The sequence below is a fragment of the Haemophilus sp. HMSC71H05 genome (assembly GCF_001838635.1).
Lineage (GTDB): Bacteria > Pseudomonadota > Gammaproteobacteria > Enterobacterales > Pasteurellaceae > Haemophilus_D > Haemophilus_D parainfluenzae_R.
This window is the reverse complement of the sequence record NZ_KV838037.1, coordinates 162,615-180,568: the sequence shown is the minus strand read 5'-3', so window position 1 is coordinate 180,568 and position 17,954 is coordinate 162,615. Positions and strand designations below refer to the sequence as shown.

14 protein-coding genes are annotated in these 17,954 nt (G+C 39.4%); 2 read left to right on the top strand and 12 right to left on the bottom strand.

Features of this window, described 5'->3' with window-relative positions; genetic code table 11:
• Positions 1–21 precede the first annotated feature (21 nt).
• The 7 genes from bamA to pyrH form a co-directional block, all read right to left on the bottom strand.
• Entirely contained in the window at positions 22–2,400 is a 2,379-nt protein-coding gene (gene bamA / locus HMPREF3279_RS07135) for an outer membrane protein assembly factor BamA (RefSeq protein WP_070868706.1), read from the bottom strand.
• 26 nt (positions 2,401–2,426) lie between these two features.
• Positions 2,427–3,758: a sigma E protease regulator RseP gene (gene rseP / locus HMPREF3279_RS07130; RefSeq protein ID WP_070868704.1), complete on the bottom strand. Its 1,332-nt coding sequence runs from the start codon at positions 3,756–3,758 to the stop codon at positions 2,427–2,429.
• A gap of 9 nt (positions 3,759–3,767) precedes the next feature.
• Positions 3,768–4,634 (bottom strand): CDP-archaeol synthase, encoded by an 867-nt coding sequence (locus tag HMPREF3279_RS07125; protein ID WP_070868702.1) that lies wholly within the window; start codon positions 4,632–4,634, stop codon positions 3,768–3,770.
• Positions 4,635–4,645: 11 nt separating this feature from the next.
• Positions 4,646–5,365 (bottom strand): polyprenyl diphosphate synthase, encoded by a 720-nt coding sequence (gene uppS, locus HMPREF3279_RS07120; RefSeq protein ID WP_049370883.1) that lies wholly within the window; start codon positions 5,363–5,365, stop codon positions 4,646–4,648.
• A 40-nt stretch (positions 5,366–5,405) separates the two neighbouring features.
• Complete coding sequence (gene ispC / locus HMPREF3279_RS07115) at positions 5,406–6,605, bottom strand: 1-deoxy-D-xylulose-5-phosphate reductoisomerase (protein WP_070868701.1); 1,200 nt, start codon at positions 6,603–6,605, stop codon at positions 5,406–5,408.
• 89 nt (positions 6,606–6,694) lie between these two features.
• On the bottom strand, positions 6,695–7,252 hold the full coding sequence (frr, locus tag HMPREF3279_RS07110; RefSeq protein ID WP_005696784.1) for a ribosome recycling factor: 558 nt from the start codon (positions 7,250–7,252) through the stop codon (positions 6,695–6,697).
• A gap of 124 nt (positions 7,253–7,376) precedes the next feature.
• On the bottom strand, positions 7,377–8,090 hold the full coding sequence (pyrH, locus tag HMPREF3279_RS07105; RefSeq protein WP_005698626.1) for a UMP kinase: 714 nt from the start codon (positions 8,088–8,090) through the stop codon (positions 7,377–7,379).
• Between the two features lie 125 nt (positions 8,091–8,215).
• On the opposite strand from pyrH, the gene HMPREF3279_RS07100 reads away from it, so the two are divergent.
• Entirely contained in the window at positions 8,216–9,775 is a 1,560-nt protein-coding gene (locus HMPREF3279_RS07100; RefSeq protein ID WP_070868699.1) for a phosphoethanolamine transferase, read from the top strand.
• 71 nt (positions 9,776–9,846) lie between these two features.
• Here HMPREF3279_RS07100 and tsf read toward each other — a convergent pair whose 3' ends face one another.
• The 4 genes from tsf to mtr form a co-directional block, all read right to left on the bottom strand.
• Positions 9,847–10,698 (bottom strand): translation elongation factor Ts, encoded by an 852-nt coding sequence (tsf, locus tag HMPREF3279_RS07095; RefSeq protein ID WP_070868697.1) that lies wholly within the window; start codon positions 10,696–10,698, stop codon positions 9,847–9,849.
• 133 nt (positions 10,699–10,831) lie between these two features.
• Positions 10,832–11,554 (bottom strand): 30S ribosomal protein S2, encoded by a 723-nt coding sequence (gene rpsB, locus HMPREF3279_RS07090; protein ID WP_005698638.1) that lies wholly within the window; start codon positions 11,552–11,554, stop codon positions 10,832–10,834.
• Between the two features lie 169 nt (positions 11,555–11,723).
• A complete protein-coding gene (locus HMPREF3279_RS07085) occupies positions 11,724–12,497 on the bottom strand; it encodes a class I SAM-dependent methyltransferase (protein WP_070775652.1) in 774 nt (257 codons plus the stop codon).
• Between the two features lie 65 nt (positions 12,498–12,562).
• A complete protein-coding gene (gene mtr, locus HMPREF3279_RS07080; protein WP_070868695.1) occupies positions 12,563–13,819 on the bottom strand; it encodes a tryptophan permease in 1,257 nt (418 codons plus the stop codon).
• Between the two features lie 121 nt (positions 13,820–13,940).
• Here mtr and HMPREF3279_RS07075 point away from each other — a divergent pair, with 121 nt between their 5' ends.
• Positions 13,941–14,720, top strand: a complete 780-nt coding sequence (locus tag HMPREF3279_RS07075) for a M48 family metallopeptidase (RefSeq protein ID WP_070868693.1) — start codon at positions 13,941–13,943, stop codon at positions 14,718–14,720.
• Between the two features lie 129 nt (positions 14,721–14,849).
• Here the strand turns inward: HMPREF3279_RS07075 and HMPREF3279_RS07070 are convergent, their stop codons facing one another.
• Positions 14,850–17,954 carry a multidrug efflux RND transporter permease subunit AcrB gene (locus HMPREF3279_RS07070; RefSeq protein WP_070868691.1) on the bottom strand — a complete coding sequence of 1,035 codons (3,105 nt, stop codon included), beginning with the start codon at positions 17,952–17,954 and terminating at the stop codon, positions 14,850–14,852.

Below are 17,954 nucleotides of genomic sequence, written 5' to 3'. Positions count from 1 at the left end.
AGAACGTAAAAGTTCAATTTATTAGAAAGAACCACCAATACTAAATTGGAATTGTTCTACATCATCATTTTCATATTTTTTGATTGGTTTCGCGTAAGAGAATACCAATGGTCCAATTGGTGATTGCCATTGGAAAGCAACACCAGTTGAAGCACGGACTCGACCTGCTTTGCTGTAATCAGGTAATGTTGCATAAATCGGAGATGATTTTAAGCCTTCTTTATCTGATTTCCATTTTGTATTCCAAACACTCGCAGCATCAACAAAAAGTGAGGTTCTTACGCTATTTTGGCTTTTATCTCCAACAAATGGGGTTGGAACAATAAGTTCCACGCTTGCTGTAGCCATCGCGTTACCACCAACGACATCTGTACTTTGATACCATTGGCCATATTTGTCTTGATAAATCGCATTAGGGCCTACCGCACCATAAGCAAAACCACGTAATGAACCGATACCACCAGCCGTATAAAGTTGATAGAACGGTACACGTTTACCGCCTAAACCATTTGCATAAGAAGCGGTTGCTTTTCCAGATAATACCCAACGATGATCACGATCTAATGGGTAGAAGCCTTGAAGCTCAGCACTTAATTTATAATATTTATTGTCGGATCCAGGAATGGTGACACGACCACCTAAACTTGCTTTTACCCCTTTAGTTGGGAAATAGCCACGGTTTAGGCTGTTGTAGTTCCAACCAAATGAGAAATCAAAATCATTAGTTTTGATTGAGTTTCCAGTTAAATTCATTGACTTCATATATAAATCACGGTTGTATTCATACGCGAAGTTACTGATTTTATTATAAGTATAACCTAATCCCACATAATATGAGTTGTTCTCATTAACAGGGAATCCTAATGTGACATTACCACCGTAAGTTGTACGTTTATAGGTTGATGAAGTATCACTTTTCGAGTTATCGTAAGTTTCATAGAATACGTTTCCACCTAAACTTACCCCATCTTTAGTAAAGTATGGTTCTGTATAACCCAAGTTTACACTTGTACCATAGTCATTACGTGTACCGGCTAAACTTACCGCTGCACCTGTTCCCAAGAAGTTGTCTTGTTTCACGCTTGCTTGATAGCTGATACCACTCTCTGTACCATAACCGATACCAAAGTTAATACTACCAGTATTACGTTCTCTTACTTTATATACGACATCGACTTCATCATTAGAACCTTGAATTGGTTCAACACGATTTTCTACACTCTCAAAGAAACCCGTTCTATCTAAACGTACTTTACCTAACTCAACTAATTGTGAGTTATACCAAGTCCCTTCTTGCTGACGCATTTCTTGACGTAATGTACTATCTGCAGAAACCGTATTACCTTCAAAGCGAACTTGACGAACAGATAAACGACGTCCCGCATCAACCACAAAGGTTAATGCTAATGTTTTATTCGCGTCATCAAAAGTTGGTACAGTATTCACTGTTGCACTACCGTAACCACGTTCACCTAATTTATCTTTAATTAAGCTTTCAACATTTTGCACATCCGCACGACTGAATGTATCATTTAAGTGAAGTTCACCTAATAATGGTTGTAATTCATCAGCCATACCACCTAAGTTACCGACGATACGAGCAGAACTTAAATTGTATTTTTCACCTTCACTTACATCAATAGTGACATCTGCTTTTGTATGCTCTTCATTTAACTGAACATCTGTTTTTGTCACTCTGGCTTTGGCATAACCATTATTTTGGTAGTAGTCTTGGATAGCTTGAATATCTTTGTCAAACTGAGAACCATCAAACTTATTACCCCAAAGTTTCCACCAAGAATCTGGTTGAAGCTCCATTTGTTCTTGTAACTTACTGCTAGAAATCGCTTCATTTCCATTAAAAGTAACAGAACGAAGTTTTGCCGTATCATCTTCATCAATTTGAAGTGTAATTTCTGCGCGGTTATTTGGTAAAGTTGTCACGATCGGATCAACTTTTGCATTATAACGACCTATACTCTTATAATGTTCTCTTAAGGTTTTCGCAAACTCTTCTAATTTCGCACGATTTAAGACATCACCACTTTTGAAACCATTTGCATCAAGGTTTTGTTTTAATGCTTCTGTTGGAATAACTGAGTTACCTTTAATATTCACTTCAGAAATGATTGGTTTCGCAATAACGCTCACAACTAATGCGTCGCCATCTTGGAAAGCTTTAACATCATCAAACTGTCCACTTACGAATAATGAACGTACAATATTGGCTACATCTTTATCCGTTACACGCTGACCACTACGAACAGGAAGGCTTGCTAGAATTTGCTGTTCTAAGTCTCCTTGAGCACCGTCAACACGAATGTCTTTTGCTACAAATGGTGCCGCAAATACACTCGTTGTAGTACCGAATAATAAACTTGCGATTAGAAGTTTTTTCATCGACTTTATCCTATAAAAAACAATAGTTATAAACGTAAGAAATCATTAAAAAGCACAAAAATTGTTTGAATTAACAAGATTGTGAGCCCTATACGATAACTTAAATTTTGTACCCGTTCTGAAACAGGTTTTCCTTTGATAGCTTCCGCCGCCAAAAATACGAGATGTCCACCATCTAAAACTGGCAACGGAAATAAATTCATTATGCCTAAATTAACACTGATTAACGCGAGAAAACTTAAGAAATAAATCACGCCAGCGTTAGAAGATGCGCCTGCACCTTGAGCAATTGAAATTGGCCCAGCCAAACTGGAAAATGAAAGCTCTCCACTAAACAATTTTCCGATTGCCTTCACAATAAACCACGAAATTTGGCCTGTCTTTTCCACACCTTTTTGTAGGGCATCAAGAATACCATATTTTAATTCAGTTCGATACTGTTCGCCAACTTTTAAGAACGTCGGACTTAACCCAACAAACCATTTACCATCTCGATTTTTCTCAGGTTGCAAGGTTTTGTCAAAAATTTCTTGATTACGTTCGACCTTGATAGTAAAAGGTTGACCTTGTTGTACCAGTGCAACAAAAGCTTTCCAGTCAAGTGCAGTCGAATTTTCTGCTAAAATTTTATCGCCGATCAACAAGCCAGCTTTTTCTGCTGGTGAGTTTTCCACTACTTTTGATAATGTCATCTCCACTTTACTTGAAACGGGATTGATCCCTAATGTTTCAAATGATGTTTCTTTATCTGGTTCAAATGTCCAATTTTGCAGATTAATGGTTCGTTGATAAGGTTGGTCTTCACCAAAAGGTGTTAATGTGAGTTCAACCGAATCAGAACCTAACTTATCAGTGAGCAATAAATTAATGGTTTCCCAATCGGGTGCATTCTTTCCATCAATTGCTAAAATCTGGCTATTCGGTTCAATTTGAGCCATCGCAGCGGGAGAATTTGGCGTGACATTTTCAATGACCGGTTTAACACTCGGAATCCCAACAGAATAAATCACCCAATATGCCAAAATCGCAAAAATAAAATTAGCAAGGGGACCTGCAGCAATAACAAAAGCACGTTGAGCTACCGATTTGCTTTCAAATGCCTGCGATTTTAATTCTGCGGGAACGTCTTCATTTCGTCCATCAAGCATTTTGACATAGCCACCAAGCGGAATGGCTGAAATAGCAAATTCGGTGCCTAATTTATCTGTGCGTCGCCAAATCACTTTACCAAAACCAATCGAAAAACGATGAACTTTAATACCGCACTTTCTTGCTGCCCAAAAGTGACCGTATTCGTGTACGGCAACCAGTACGGCAATTGCAACAATAAATGAGCCAAGCGACCACAAAAATGACATGTTCTTTCCCTATAACACAAAGAAATAGAAGTATGTGAAGAATGGTACTGCCGCCGTTAAGCTATCAATACGATCTAAAATACCGCCATGGCCTGGAATTAATTGACTACTGTCTTTAATGCCTGATTCACGTTTAAACATACTTTCTGCTAAATCACCTAATACAGAAATAACTACAGTTGCCACTGAAAGCACAACAAAACCGCTCATTGCACGGCTACCTAATAAGGTTTCACCTGAGAAGTGAATAAACACAAATGCCAATACCGCTGCGGTGATCATGCCACCAAATACGCCTTGCCATGTTTTCCCCGGTGATACTTTCGGTGCAAGTTTGTGCTTACCAAAAGCTCGTCCTGCAAAATAAGCACCTGAGTCAGCAGCCCATACTAATACAAATACATAGAGCAATAAGAACAAACCATGATGTGGATCAGCAGTATAATTATCTAAACGTAAACGTAAGACAGCGGCAACAAAAGGAATCAACGTAGAAAACGCAAATAGGAGTTGTAAAGGAATATTTTTACCCCAAAACTTCGCTGAGCTTGGATAAGTCACTACTAACACTAATGCAAGTACCCACCAACCGACAGAGTTTAGCAATAATAATGGTAAGTAGTTCTCAAACACTCGACCCGCATCTAAATAATTACCTTCGTTATAAAGCCAAAGGAAAATAAATGCGCCTAAAAACGCCGCAATACAAAGGCGTGCTAAAGGATTTTTAAAACGAGCAAATTGAGCCCACTCCCAAATACCAAGCGTCGCCACAAAGCCTAAGGCTAGGGCAAAATAAAATGGGGTAAATAAGAACAAGGCACATAATACCAAAGCAATCAGCACAATGGCTGATAATACACGTTCTTTAAGCATAAGTTCTCCGCTTATTCTGTCCCGCCAAAACGGCGATGACGTTGTTGATAGCAGGCAATTGCCTGATTAAAATCTTTTTCACTAAAATCTGGCCAAAGCACATCTAAAAAACACAATTCCGCATATGCAATTTGCCAAAGCAAGAAATTACTAATGCGTTGCTCACCGCTTGTGCGAATTAGTAAATCGACAGGCGGTTCATCTTGTGTCACTAAATGTTGCTGGAAAAGTGATTCATTAATATCACTCACCGAAATCTCATTATTTTTTACTTTTTCAGCGAGTTGTTGAGTCGCTTGAACAATATCCCAACAACCACCGTAATTCGCCGCAATATTTAAAGTCAGTGCGGTATTATTTTCTGTTAAATTTTCTGCTTTTGCGATCTTCTCTTGCAAATTATCACTAAAACGAGAAACATCACCGATAATCTTTAGACGAATATTATTTTTGTGTAATTTTTTAACTTCTCGATCAAGTGCTTGTATAAAAAGCGTCATTAATGCGCTTACTTCTTGCTCGGGACGATTCCAGTTTTCACTGCTAAACGCATATAACGTCAAAAATTTAATACCTGTTTGTCGTGCATAACTCACCGCACGACGCACAGCTGCCACACCGTTTGTATGGCCAAAAATACGCAGCTTATTTTGTTGTTTCGCCCAACGTCCATTGCCATCCATAATAATAGCAACATGTTCGGGAATGTTATTGTTATCAAGTTCTTTCATTCTAAAATATTCGGATTTTATGACCGCACTTTTGCGTATTCTACATCAACTTTTTAATCAGCGAATCGGCTAATTCACGAGCTTGCTTATCTACCGCTAATACATCATCAATGCTTGAAATGGTTGAAGATGGTATTTGTTCAACCGATGCTTGGTTAATTTTCGCAATATCCGTAAATTTAATATAGCCATCTAAAAAGGCTTGTACGGCAATTTCATTTGCCGCATTCATTGCAGTTGTCGCATACTGCCCTTCTGCAAAAGCATCGATCGCTAATTTTAAATTTGGATAACGATTAAAATCAGGTTCGATAAATGTCAATTCTTTGATTTTAAAGAAGTCTAATGGTTCCACACCACTGACTGTACGATTTGGATAAGCCATGGTTTCCGCAATGGGCGTGCGCATATCCGGGTTACCCATTTGAGCAATGACCGAGCCATCGACATAACGCACCATAGAATGAATAATAGATTGAGGATGAATAATCACTTCCATTTCATCTGCTGATGCATTAAATAACCAGCGCGCCTCAATGTACTCTAAACCTTTATTCATCATTGTGGCAGAATCCACAGAGATTTTTTTACCCATTGACCAGTTTGGATGAGCAACAGCTTGTGCGGGAGTTATATGTTCAAACTCGTTTAATGGTGTATAACGGAAAGGTCCACCAGAACCGGTTAAGACAATTTTACTGACCCCTAATTCTTTCAAAGGACAAAATCCAACCTTTTCTTGTGCCTCAGGCGGTAAGGATTGAAAAATCGCGTTATGTTCGCTATCGACTGGCAATAATTTTGCTTTTGACTGCTTCACTGCATCAATAAAGATCTGGCCACAAGTTACTAACGATTCTTTATTTGCAAGCAAGACTTTCTTACTTGCTTTTACTGCTGAAAGAGTCGGTAGTAATCCCGCCGCACCAACAATGGCTGCCATAACTTGATCTGCATCTGGATGTGCTGCCAACTCACAAATGCCTTTCTGCCCAGCTAAAACTTCCGTTTTAATGTGGTGTGAGGCTAGTTTTTCTCGCAATACCTTTGCTGCATTTTCATCATCTAATGCAGCAAAGTGCGGTTGAAATTTCACGCATTGTTCAAATATCGTCTCAACATTTTTACCCCCTACTAACGCAAAGGCATGGTATTTGTCAGGATTATGTTCGATAACAGAAAGGGTGCTATGACCAATAGAACCGGTTGATCCTAAAATAACAAGATTTTGTTTTTGCATAAAATTTCGACCGCACTTTGTGCTTTTATTTTTTTATCAGAATAGAACAAGGGCAGACACTTGGTCTGCCCCAAAACATGGTTCGACAATTAGAAATCCATTAATTCTTTTTCTTTATCTGCTAAGATCTCATCCACTTTTTTGATATAGCTATCAGTGACTTTTTGAATGATTTCTTCCGCTTTATGTTGATCGTTTTCGCTGATTTCTTTGTCTTTTAATAATGCTTTGATTTTATCATTTGCATCACGACGTACGTTACGAATCGCGACTTTACCTTGCTCACCTTCGCTTTTTACGATTTTGATTAAATCACGACGGCGTTCTTCAGTTAATGGAGGAAGAGGCACGCGAATTGTTGTACCTGCTGAAGATGGGTTTAAACCTAAATCAGAAGTTAAAATTGCTTTTTCTACTGCACTGATTAAAGAACGGTCAAATACTGTTACCGCTAAAGTACGTGCATCTTCTGCAACAACGTTAGCTAATTGACGAAGTGGTGTCGCTGCACCATAGTATTCTACTTGGATTGCGTCTAATAAGCTTGGTTGTGCACGGCCTGTACGGATTTTTGCAATATGCCCACGCAACGCTTCTAGGCTTTTTTCCATGCGAGCTTCAGCATCTTGTTTGATTTCATTAATCATTCATCTGTCCTTTTTAATAAATAAAGATAAAACACAGTGATTTTACTGGATTTTTAGGGAGTTTTGAATAAATTTATTCATAAAAAAGGCGAGATTGTCTCTCGCCATTTTATTCTTGAAAAAATTAACTAATCGTTGTGCCTTCTTCTGTACCGAGTACCACTTTGCGTAACGCACCTGGTTTACACATATTAAATACACGAATTGGCATACCGTGGTCACGAGCGAGTGTGAACGCAGCTAAATCCATTACTTGTAATTCTTTATCAATCACTTCTGCATAAGATAATTTATGGTATAGCTTCGCATTAGGATTTTTTGCTGGGTCGCAATCATATACACCATCAACTTTGGTCGCTTTTAACACGATATCCGCTTCAATTTCGATACCTCGTAAGCATGCCGCAGAATCTGTAGTAAAGAACGGGCTACCCGTACCTGCTGAGAAAATGACTACACGTTTTTCACGCAACATTTTGATGGCTTCAGACCAGTTATAGGTATCGCAAATCCCATTTAATTGGAAAGCAGACATTAATTTTGCATTCACATCTGCACGGTGAAGCGCATCACGCATTGCCAAGCCATTCATCACGGTTGCAAGCATCCCCATATGATCGCCCACCACGCGATTCATGCCGGCTTTAGCTAATTTTGCGCCACGGAATAAGTTACCACCGCCGAGCACAACACCAACTTCCACGCCCATTTCAATTAATTCTTTAATCTCTAACGCCATACGATCAAGGATTGAAGGATCGATACCGAAGCCCTCGTCTCCTTGTAATGCTTCACCACTTAATTTCAATAAAATACGTTTGTAAATTGGTTGGCTCATTTGTCTTTTCCTTTGTCGGTTACAAAATTTGGCTTATTCTAGCAAAAGAGCGAAAAAGTTAAAAATGGAAATTGGTCAGAAAAGTGCGATAAAATATCGCTGTTTTGATTTTATAGGTAAACTTTATGAAGATTTCAAAAACCTCACAAATTTTAACCGCACTTTTTTCTTTGGCTTGTGCCATTGCTGCCGGTTATTTGATTTTACGAGGTTCAGGGATGTTTCCTGAGCCATCTATTAGTCTGATTTTACTCACGGCTATTTTCATTATTTTATTAAGTAGTAGCCGAAAATCTTTCTATTTTATTTTATTACCCTTAGTTTGCTTACACGCAATTTATACGCCAACAGGCTTAAATTTTGGTGCACCAAGCTACCAATATATTGCATCGGTTCTCGCGACAGATATGTTAGAGACCAAAGAGTTTCTCATGCAAATCCCTGTGAGCAGCTATTTAGCAGCATTAGCTATTCCAGTTTTAGTCTTTTTACATTACAAAAGTGCGGTCAAATTTGGGGTGAAATTTTATCGCAATAAAACATTCATTGCCCTCGCTACCTTGTTGATTGGCTACAACTTACCGATTGCTGCCCCATTAAAAGAAACGATAGATTCCAGCGTACAGATCGTTAATGAATGGCAAAAATTGAAAAAAATGTCACAGGAAAGCAGCTGGGGACAATCCACATTAGAAAATTCTAAATACCAAGATTATGTGATGATTTTGGGTGAAAGTGCGAGAAAAGATTACTTGCATGCGTATGGATACCCCGTCAATGACACACCATTTATGTCATCTGCAAATGGTACACTGATTGATGGCATGACATCCGCCGGAACCAACACTGTCGCCTCATTGCGCTTAATGTTAACGTTACCTGATAAAGAAAAATGGGAACCAAACTATGATTTAAGCTTAGTGGATCTCATTAAGTCTGCTGGTCTGAAAACCTACTGGCTGTCTAATCAAGGTTTCTTAGGTGAATACGACACGCCGGTCGCGTCTCTAGCTTCAAAATCTGATGAAACCATTTTCTTGAAAAAAGGCGGGAGCTTTAATTCTACAAACTACAGCGATTTTGATTTAATCCCTAAATTTGCCCAAGTTTTAGAAGATCCAACGCAAGGTAAACGCTTTATTGTATTACACATTTATGGCTCACATCCGCTTGCTTGCGATCGCGTTGAAGATTACCCGAAAATTTTCAATGACAATGATATTGAGAAAAAGAACGAATACTTAAATTGCTATATTACATCCATTAAGAAAACCGATGATTTTATTAAGAAAGTGTATGAAACGCTCAAAGAAAACGAGCAAAAAACACACCGCACTTTCTCCATGATTTATTTTTCAGATCATGGTTTATGTCATCAGGAAGATGATAAACATGGCGTCACCTTGTTTAACCAAAACTGTCACAGCCAATTGCATCATAATATTCCGCTCTTTAAGATTTCATCTGATGATACGGCACGTAAAGAATACAAAGCCTTTAAATCTGGTTTGAATTTCTTAGAAGGTATTGCTAATTGGATAGGCATTAAAAATCCGAAGCTGACATTAGAAGAAGATTTATTCTCTGAACAAGCTGACAAAGATGATTATGGTCTGAAAAAACTGATTGAAGAAAAATATCGTAAAGATGCAGATCCTGCCATCGATATTCGTCCAAAGAAATAGAAAATCTCAAATTTCAGACAACAAAAAAGCCGATATTCAATATCGGCTTTTTTATATCTCAATGGAGAAAATTAAGCGTTACCGCCAGTGATTTTTGCAACTTCAGCTGCGAAATCTTCTTCTTTTTTCTCGATACCTTCACCCACTTCTAAACGGATGAAGTTAGACACTGAAGTGTTTACTGATTTTAAGAAGTCACCTACAGATACAGAAGGATCCATGACGAATGGTTGACCTGTTAATGAAACTTCACCAGTGAATTTCTTCATACGGCCTTCAACCATTTTCTCTGCGATTTCTTTTGGTTTACCAGAGTTGATTGCGATGTCGATTTGGATTTGACGTTCGTGTTCAACCACTTCAGCAGATACATCTTCTGGGTTCACGAATTCAGGTTTAGATGCCGCAACGTGCATTGCCACTTTTTTAAGTTCATCAACAGAACCTTCACCTGCAACTAATACACCGATTTTTGCACCGTGTAAGTATTGAGCAATAACTTGACCTTCTAAGTAAGCAACACGACGGATGTTCATGTTCTCACCAATTTTAGCCACTAATGCAGCACGTTTTTCTTCAAATTGTGCTTGTAATGCTTCGATAGTGGTGCCTTTGTGTGCTGCTGCGAAATCAGCCACTTCGTTTGCTAAACCTAAGAAGCCTGCATCTTTTGCTACGAAGTCAGTTTCACAGTTCATTTCAACTAATACACCGAAACCATTTTGTACACGAGCAAGGATAACACCTTCAGCTGCAACACGGCCTGCTTTTTTAGCAGCTTTAGCTTGACCAGATTTACGCATATTGTCGATTGCTAACTCGATATCACCGTTTGCTTCAACTAATGCTTTTTTACATTCCATCATACCGGCACCGGTACGTTCACGAAGTTCTTTTACTAATGATGCTGTGATTTCAGCCATTTTAAAAATCCTCTGTCGAAAGTACGATTCATTTTGACCGCACTTTTAGATAAAAATATAGGGGCTAAATTTTAGCCCCTATGCCAATTAATCGTTTGATTATTAAGGGCTTCGCCTTATTGCAAAACTTAAATTATTCTGCGTCAGCTGCTAATTCTTCAGCAACTTGAGCTTCGTTACCACGACCTTCTTTAACCGCTGCTGCAGCTGCAGAAACGTAAAGTTGGATAGCACGAGTCGCATCATCGTTACCAGGGATAACGAAATCTACGCCAGCTGGAGTTGAGTTAGTATCAACGATAGCAAACACAGGAATACCTAGGTTGTTTGCTTCTTTAACAGCGATATGTTCGTGGTCTGCACCGATAACGAATAACGCATCTGGTAAGCCACCCATATCTTTGATACCACCAAGGCTTAATTCAAGTTTTTCCATCTCACGGGTACGCATTAACGCTTCTTTTTTGGTTAATTTGTCAAAAGTACCGTCTTGAGATTGAGTTTCTAAATCTTTTAAACGTTTAATTGATTGACGAACGGTTTTCCAGTTAGTCAACATACCACCTAACCAACGGTGGTTTACATAATATTGTTGACAGTCTAATGCTGCAGCTTGTACTGCTTCTTGAGCCGCGCGTTTAGTACCAACGAATAATACTTTACCGTTGTTGCTAGCAATACGGGTTAATTCCGCTAAAGCTTCGTTGAATAAAGGTAAAGTTTTTTCTAAGTTGATGATATGAACACCGTTACGAGCACCAAAAATGAAAGGTTTCATTTGTGGATTCCAGTAACGAGTTTGGTGTCCGAAGTGTACGCCCGCGTTGATCATGTCGCGCATTGAAACTTGTGCCATAATATTTTCCTTTTGTTGGGGTTGAGCCTCCACATATCAGCTAATCGACCGTTTGGCACCCCGATTAAGCCTTAATGATATGTGTGTGTTGTTAATAATTAAAAACGCTGCTTTTGAAACCCAAAAACAGCGGTGCGATTTATACCATAAAGTGCGGTCAAAAACCAGCTTATTTTGTTAAATTCATCACTTTTCTTGCTTTAATAAACAATAAAGGGGGACGATGCCGCAAATCTTTAAATTCATCATGCCATTGTGGCTGCTCGGCTAACATGGGTTCAGCCATTTGTTCAATTTGAAAACCTGCAGCAATTAAATCATTAATAATCGTTGCCGTCGTGCGGTGATAGGTTTTAAAAGGTTGTTGAAACCAATTCCGCTCTCTCAATCCTTCATCACGGTAATGATTTAAACGATAAGCGACTTGCTGTTTTTTCTCATTTTTTTCCCAGCGCTCCCCTTCTTTATGGCAAGTTGTAATCGGATGCTCTTGGGAAAAAACCAGTGTGCCGTTAGGCTTAAGTTTGTTGGCAATGGAAGCTAATAAAGCTGGAAAATCTTCAATATAATGAAAAGCAAAAGAGCTAGTAATGACATCAAAATCACGTTCTGGCAATTCTGACAATTTTTCCATCGGTAGCTGATATAACGAAAAACGACCTGAAAACTGACCGCACTTTTGCAGATCTTTTTCAGCTTGTTCGAGCATTTTTTCGGAAAGATCGGTTCCAATCACTTTATCCGCACCTCGTTCTAGATAAAGTTGTAAATGCCCGCCAGTGCCACAACCTAGATCGAGCAATTTCTTCCCTTGCAAATCAGGTAACAGGAAAAGCATCGTTGGCTTTTCCACTATTTCATTGAGACTGATGGGATTAGATCGAAGTTTTTGATAAAGCTCAAAGAAGTTTTCTTTATCGTAAACACTCGTTTTGTTATTCATTTTGTTTCCTATGCAAAATTAAAAAGGGCGTATTTGATACGCCCCTGCTATATTAACGTGAAAACTTATCCTGCGAAACTTGCAAACCATCCTAAGTTTGCGCCTACTTGTGCCACAATATTTAACACACCGAATAAGATCACAAAGCCAATCATAAAATTACCGCCATACACTTTATAAGTTGCATTTGGGAATTTTTGACGACTGGCTTTAGCAAGTAGTGCTGGCACGATTGCTGCCCAAATGGTTGCGGCTAATCCGGCATAACCAATAGCGATCACAAAGCCATAAGGGAATTGTAAACTTAACAATAGTGGCGGTAAGAATGTCACCAATGTGGTTTTTGTTCTGCCTAATAAGCTGTCATCAAATTTAAATAAGTCGGCAATATAATCAAATAAACCTAACGTTACCCCTAAGAATGAGGTTGCAATAGCCATATAAGCAAAGAAATTCAACACAACGGCAATGTATTCCACTTCAATGTATTTATGTAACGCTTCCAATAATGCTGATACATCGCCACCTTTTGCAATCACCGGAGCAAACTCGGTACGCGGTAAATTACCTTGCACCGCAAGCTGCCATAAAATGTAAATCACTAAGGCTAAACCTGTACCAATAAAGATCGATTTCATCACGCGACGACCATCACGATCGTAATATTTGACGAGACTCGGTACATTTCCGTGGAAACCAAAAGACACTAAGCAAACTGGAAGTGCGGTCAATAAATAAGGCAAATAGCTTTGTTCACCCTCCGCAATCGTATTAAATAACACCTCTGTTTTTACGGAACTCAATAAGCCTGCGGTAGAAAGGAAGAACGCCACCACCATTCCAACGATCAAAATGGTTGTGAAACGGTCCACAGCTTTAGTAGAAAGCCAGACGAAAGCTGCAAGAATAAAACAGAAAATCAAGGAACCAGAAGTACGTCCAATATCGACCGCACTTTCAGCGGAACCCAAGGCTTGATTGAGCAAGTTTTGTGTAATACCGCCGCCAGAGGTGATATAGGCATAGGTTAAAATATACAACACGAAAGCAACGGAAAGACCATTGATAATATTCCAACCTTTTCCTAACAAATCTTTCACGATGGTGTCAAAGCTTGAGCCGGTAGGATAATGTAAGTTGGCTTCTAAGATCATCAAACCTGATGTGGTCATACAAAACCAGGTGTAAACCAAAGCCAGAATAGAGCCGATAAACCATACGCCTGCCGTCGAAGTTGGATTAGCGAGCATGCCTGCACCAATCGCGGTACCCGCAATAATCATGGCGCCACCTAATAAAGAAGGAGATTTTTTTATTGTCATCGTTAAGTCCTAAAATAAAAATTTGCACTATTATAGTAGTACAAATTTAAAAGACAATCTTTTTGTATCGACAAAATGCAATAAATTCATATAATCAGCCATCTCAACAAAAGGATAATTTATGAAAAAACAACTCAAAAGTTTTGCTTTTGCTGTATTAGCAGGGACGGTTATCACGTCTTGTGCGGATTCTGCCTCAATCAATCAAGAAGCAGCAAGCAGCTATACACAAGAAATGGGGAAAATTCGCTCACAAGGTGCGATTGATACCACATCAAATACCGCAAGACGTATTCATCATGTCTTTAATAAAATGGTGCCTTATGCAAACCAAGAGAATGAAACCGGCTTAAAGTTTAATTGGCAAATCAATGTTATTAAATCTAAAGAGCTCAATGCTTGGGCTATGCCGGGCGGGAAAATGGCTTTCTACACAGGATTAGTGGATACCTTACAACTAAGCGATAATGAAATCGCCGTTGTAATGGGCCATGAAATGGCGCATGCTCTAAAAGAACACGGTAAAGCCAAAGCTAACTTCGGCACAATAAGTGCTATTGCTGGTGCAGTTGGTGGAACAGCATTATCTGCCGTAGTAGGTGCGGATATGACTGATTTAGTTGCACTGACCAAAGATTTTGCTTTAGATAAACCGTACTCTCGTAGTGCAGAAACTGAAGCGGATGAAGTTGGATTAATGCTAATGGCTCGCTCAGGTTACAATCCTCAAGTCGCACCAGGTTTATGGCAAAAAATGGCTAAAGCCTCAGGTGGTTCTAAAGGGGCACTTGATGTGTTAGCTTCTACTCACCCAAGTGATGAATCCCGCCAAGAAAACTTACAACGCTTATTACCTGAAGCGATGGAACTTTATAAAGCGGCAAAAAATAAAAATGGTTAAATAAAAACGGTTAAAAATTTGACCGCACTTTCATAAATAAAAAGCGAACATCATGTTCGCTTTTTTAATCTCTAAAAGAAAACCGCACTTGAAAAATCAACGTGCGGTTTGTTTTTATAGTATTTTCAATTAATGTTGTTCGTTAATGTGACCTCCAATTGGTTTTACATTTTCATCAAACACTGGTAACGGTTTGTGTTCGCTTGCAATGTAAGAATAAATCACTGGCAACACGAACAAGGTAAACAATGTACCGATTGCCAAACCTGCCACGATAACGATACCAATACTGAAACGAGATACCGCACCTGCACCTGTTGCATAAAGCAACGGTACAAGACCTGCAACCATCGCTGCGGTTGTCATCAGAATTGGACGTAAACGTACTTTAGCCGCTTCGGTAATCGCTTCAACACGCGTTTTACCATGATTTAACTGCTCTTCTTTCGCTACTTCACACATTAAAATACCGTGTTTTGTGATAAGACCAACTAGAGTAATCAAACCAACCTCTGAGTAGATATTTAGCGTTGTCCCTGCAATACCAATAAATCCGAAAGCATTTAAGGCTAACAATGCGCCACTCACGGCTAACGGTACGGAAATCATAATCACGATTGGATCGCGAATTGATTCAAACTGAATCGCCAAGACTAAGAAAATAATCACTACCGCAAGTAAGAACGTTACAGCAAGTGCATTACCTTCTTGTACTAACTGACGCGCTTCACCTTTAAAGTCATAGTTGTAACCCTGTGGCAAGGTATTTTTTGCATTGTCTTGTAACCATTGGACTGCATCACCAATTGAAGTCCCTGGCATTGGTACTGCACTGATTACCGCTGAGTTTAACTGGCTAAAACGAGGTAATGAGCTTGGTTGCGGCTCTAATGTGGCAGTCACTAAGCTGCTTAACGGTACAGAGGTACCATCTGCTGCTGTCACATAATACTTATTAAAACTTTCCGGTGATAAACGATTGTCACGTTTTACTTGGGAAATAATTTTATAAGCACGGCCGTCAATATCTACACGTTCAATGGTTGCGGCAGATAAGAAACTACCTAAAGTACGGCTGATTTGTTGCATCGTAATGCCGTAAGTCCCCGCTTTTTCACGGTCAATCTTAATCCGCATTTGAGCGGTATCAAATTTAAGATCGAGATTAGTATAAACGAACTTACTGGATTTCTGCATATCCTCTAAGAATTTACCTGCCACATTCGCTAAATCGCCATAGTCTTGTGAAGTACTAATCACAAAACCGATTGGAGGACCTTGCTCCCCGGTATCAATTTCTGGGAACGCGAAGCCTTGCACTGACACTTCAGGAATCGCTTTCGCCTTTGCATTTAATTCATTCATGATAGCCGTTTGGCTTTTTGAGCGTTCTTTCCAATCTTTTAAAGTCACAACGTTTAAAGATTGGTTAGAACTTGGAGCCCCTGCAATCGTCATCGCAAACTGTACTTCTGGCGTATTGGTTAAAATCTCTTGATAAGGTGCCATCGCATTTTGCACATAATCCACGTTCACGTTAGACGGTGCTGAACCAATCGCCAAAAATGCCCCTTTATCTTCTGGGGGGGTTAATTCACTTGAAAGTGATTTAAACAATACCGGTAAGGTCGCAAAGATAATCGCCGCAAACATCAACATACATTTACGGTTTACCATCACCAAATCAAGTACATACGCATAAGCTGCATTCACTTTACTAAGGGTATGCTCTACTCGTTGTTCCAATTTACTTGGAGCCTCATTGGATTTTAGCAATTTACTGGTCATCATTGGTGAAAGCGTTAATGCTACGATACCGGAAATAAATACTGCTCCAGCAAGGGTTAAAGCAAACTCTTTAAACAACGTACCCGTAATACCGCCCATTAACGCCATTGGAGAATATACCGCAATCAAGGCAATGGTCATGGAAATAACCGGAACGGCAATTTCACGCGTACCGATAATCGCCGCACGGAATGGCGTTTCACCTAACTTAATGTGGCGGTCTACGTTTTCCAATACCACAATCGCATCATCCACCACCAAACCGATGGCTAGAATCAATGCTAGCAAAGTCATCAAGTTAATGGAGAAATCAAATGATTGAAGCAACATGATTACCCCAATTAATGAAATCGGAATAGTGATAACCGGGATTAAAATCGCGCGGAATGAACCAATAAACATGGTAATCACCACCAACACGATTATCGTTGCCTCAACAATCGTTTTGATTACTTCATTAATTGAGTTATTAATCGCAATTGTACGGTCATATAAGATGTCAGATTCAATAGCATCCGGTAGATTATTTTTAATACTGTCATATAGCGGACGTACTTTCGCCGCTACCGTTAATGGGTTTGCTGACGAGGTTGGGTTAATCGCTAATACAACAGAATCTGCGCCATTGGCTACCGCACGTGAGTTATCGCTTGATTTATTTAACTCAATATCAGCGATATCGCGTAAACGTACTAACTTATCACCGTTAGACGTCACAATTAAGTTACCTAATTCTTCAACTGATTTTGTCGTGGTTTCTACTTTGTTTTTATAGGTCACAAAATAGCCGTTATCATTACCCGCCGCTGTTTGAACGTTATTCGCTGATAATGCGGACATCACTTGTGTAGCAGAAAGGTTTTGAGCCGCCATTTTTTCTGGGTCTAACCAAACACGAAGTGCGTACTCCGAAGCACCAAAGATCTGTACGCTTGCTACACCTTCTACGGTAAAGAATTGTGGTTTCACCACGCGTTGAATGTAGTCAGTTACTTGGCTTGCATCAAGTTTGTTAGAACGGAAACTAATATACATAATCCCCGAACCACCCGTTGATGAAGAAATCGTTGGATCTTCAATACCACTTGGCAATTCAGAACGAACCGAATTAACTTTGGCTAACACGTCTGCCAAGGCCGCATTCGGATCCGTATTTAATTTCATTTTTACGGTGACAGTTGACGTACTTGGGCTAGAGCTTGAAGACATATAGTCCACATTGTCTGCTTGTGCTACCGCTTCTTCAATTTTCGAGGTCACAAATGCCTGAATTAAGTTTGCATCTGCACCTGGATATGCGGTGGTCACCGTAATTACCGTTGTGGTCATTTTCGGATATTCGCGCACAGCCAATTTCGAGATCGCTTGTAAACCTAAAATAATGATTAACAAGCTAATCGAAACCGCCAAAACAGGGCGACGAATAAATATATCGGTAAATCTCAT

Bases quoted from the DNA above. Each gene is read 5' to 3' on its own strand.
- bamA (WP_070868706.1), bottom strand. From the start codon at position 2,400: ATGAAAAAACTTCTAATCGCAAGTTTATTATTCGGTACTACAACGAGT.
- mtr (WP_070868695.1), bottom strand. From the start codon at position 13,819: ATGACAATAAAAAAATCTCCTTCTTTATTAGGTGGCGCCATGATTATT.
- HMPREF3279_RS07085 (WP_070775652.1), bottom strand. From the start codon at position 12,497: ATGAATAACAAAACGAGTGTTTACGATAAAGAAAACTTCTTTGAGCTT.
- uppS (WP_049370883.1), bottom strand. From the start codon at position 5,365: ATGAAAGAACTTGATAACAATAACATTCCCGAACATGTTGCTATTATT.
- HMPREF3279_RS07070 (WP_070868691.1), bottom strand. From the start codon at position 17,954: ATGAGATTTACCGATATATTTATTCGTCGCCCTGTTTTGGCGGTTTCG.
- tsf (WP_070868697.1), bottom strand. From the start codon at position 10,698: ATGGCTGAAATCACAGCATCATTAGTAAAAGAACTTCGTGAACGTACC.
- HMPREF3279_RS07125 (WP_070868702.1), bottom strand. From the start codon at position 4,634: ATGCTTAAAGAACGTGTATTATCAGCCATTGTGCTGATTGCTTTGGTA.
- rseP (WP_070868704.1), bottom strand. From the start codon at position 3,758: ATGTCATTTTTGTGGTCGCTTGGCTCATTTATTGTTGCAATTGCCGTA.
- rpsB (WP_005698638.1), bottom strand. From the start codon at position 11,554: ATGGCACAAGTTTCAATGCGCGACATGATCAACGCGGGCGTACACTTC.
- HMPREF3279_RS07100 (WP_070868699.1), top strand. From the start codon at position 8,216: ATGAAGATTTCAAAAACCTCACAAATTTTAACCGCACTTTTTTCTTTG.
- ispC (WP_070868701.1), bottom strand. From the start codon at position 6,605: ATGCAAAAACAAAATCTTGTTATTTTAGGATCAACCGGTTCTATTGGT.
- frr (WP_005696784.1), bottom strand. From the start codon at position 7,252: ATGATTAATGAAATCAAACAAGATGCTGAAGCTCGCATGGAAAAAAGC.
- pyrH (WP_005698626.1), bottom strand. From the start codon at position 8,090: ATGAGCCAACCAATTTACAAACGTATTTTATTGAAATTAAGTGGTGAA.
- HMPREF3279_RS07075 (WP_070868693.1), top strand. From the start codon at position 13,941: ATGAAAAAACAACTCAAAAGTTTTGCTTTTGCTGTATTAGCAGGGACG.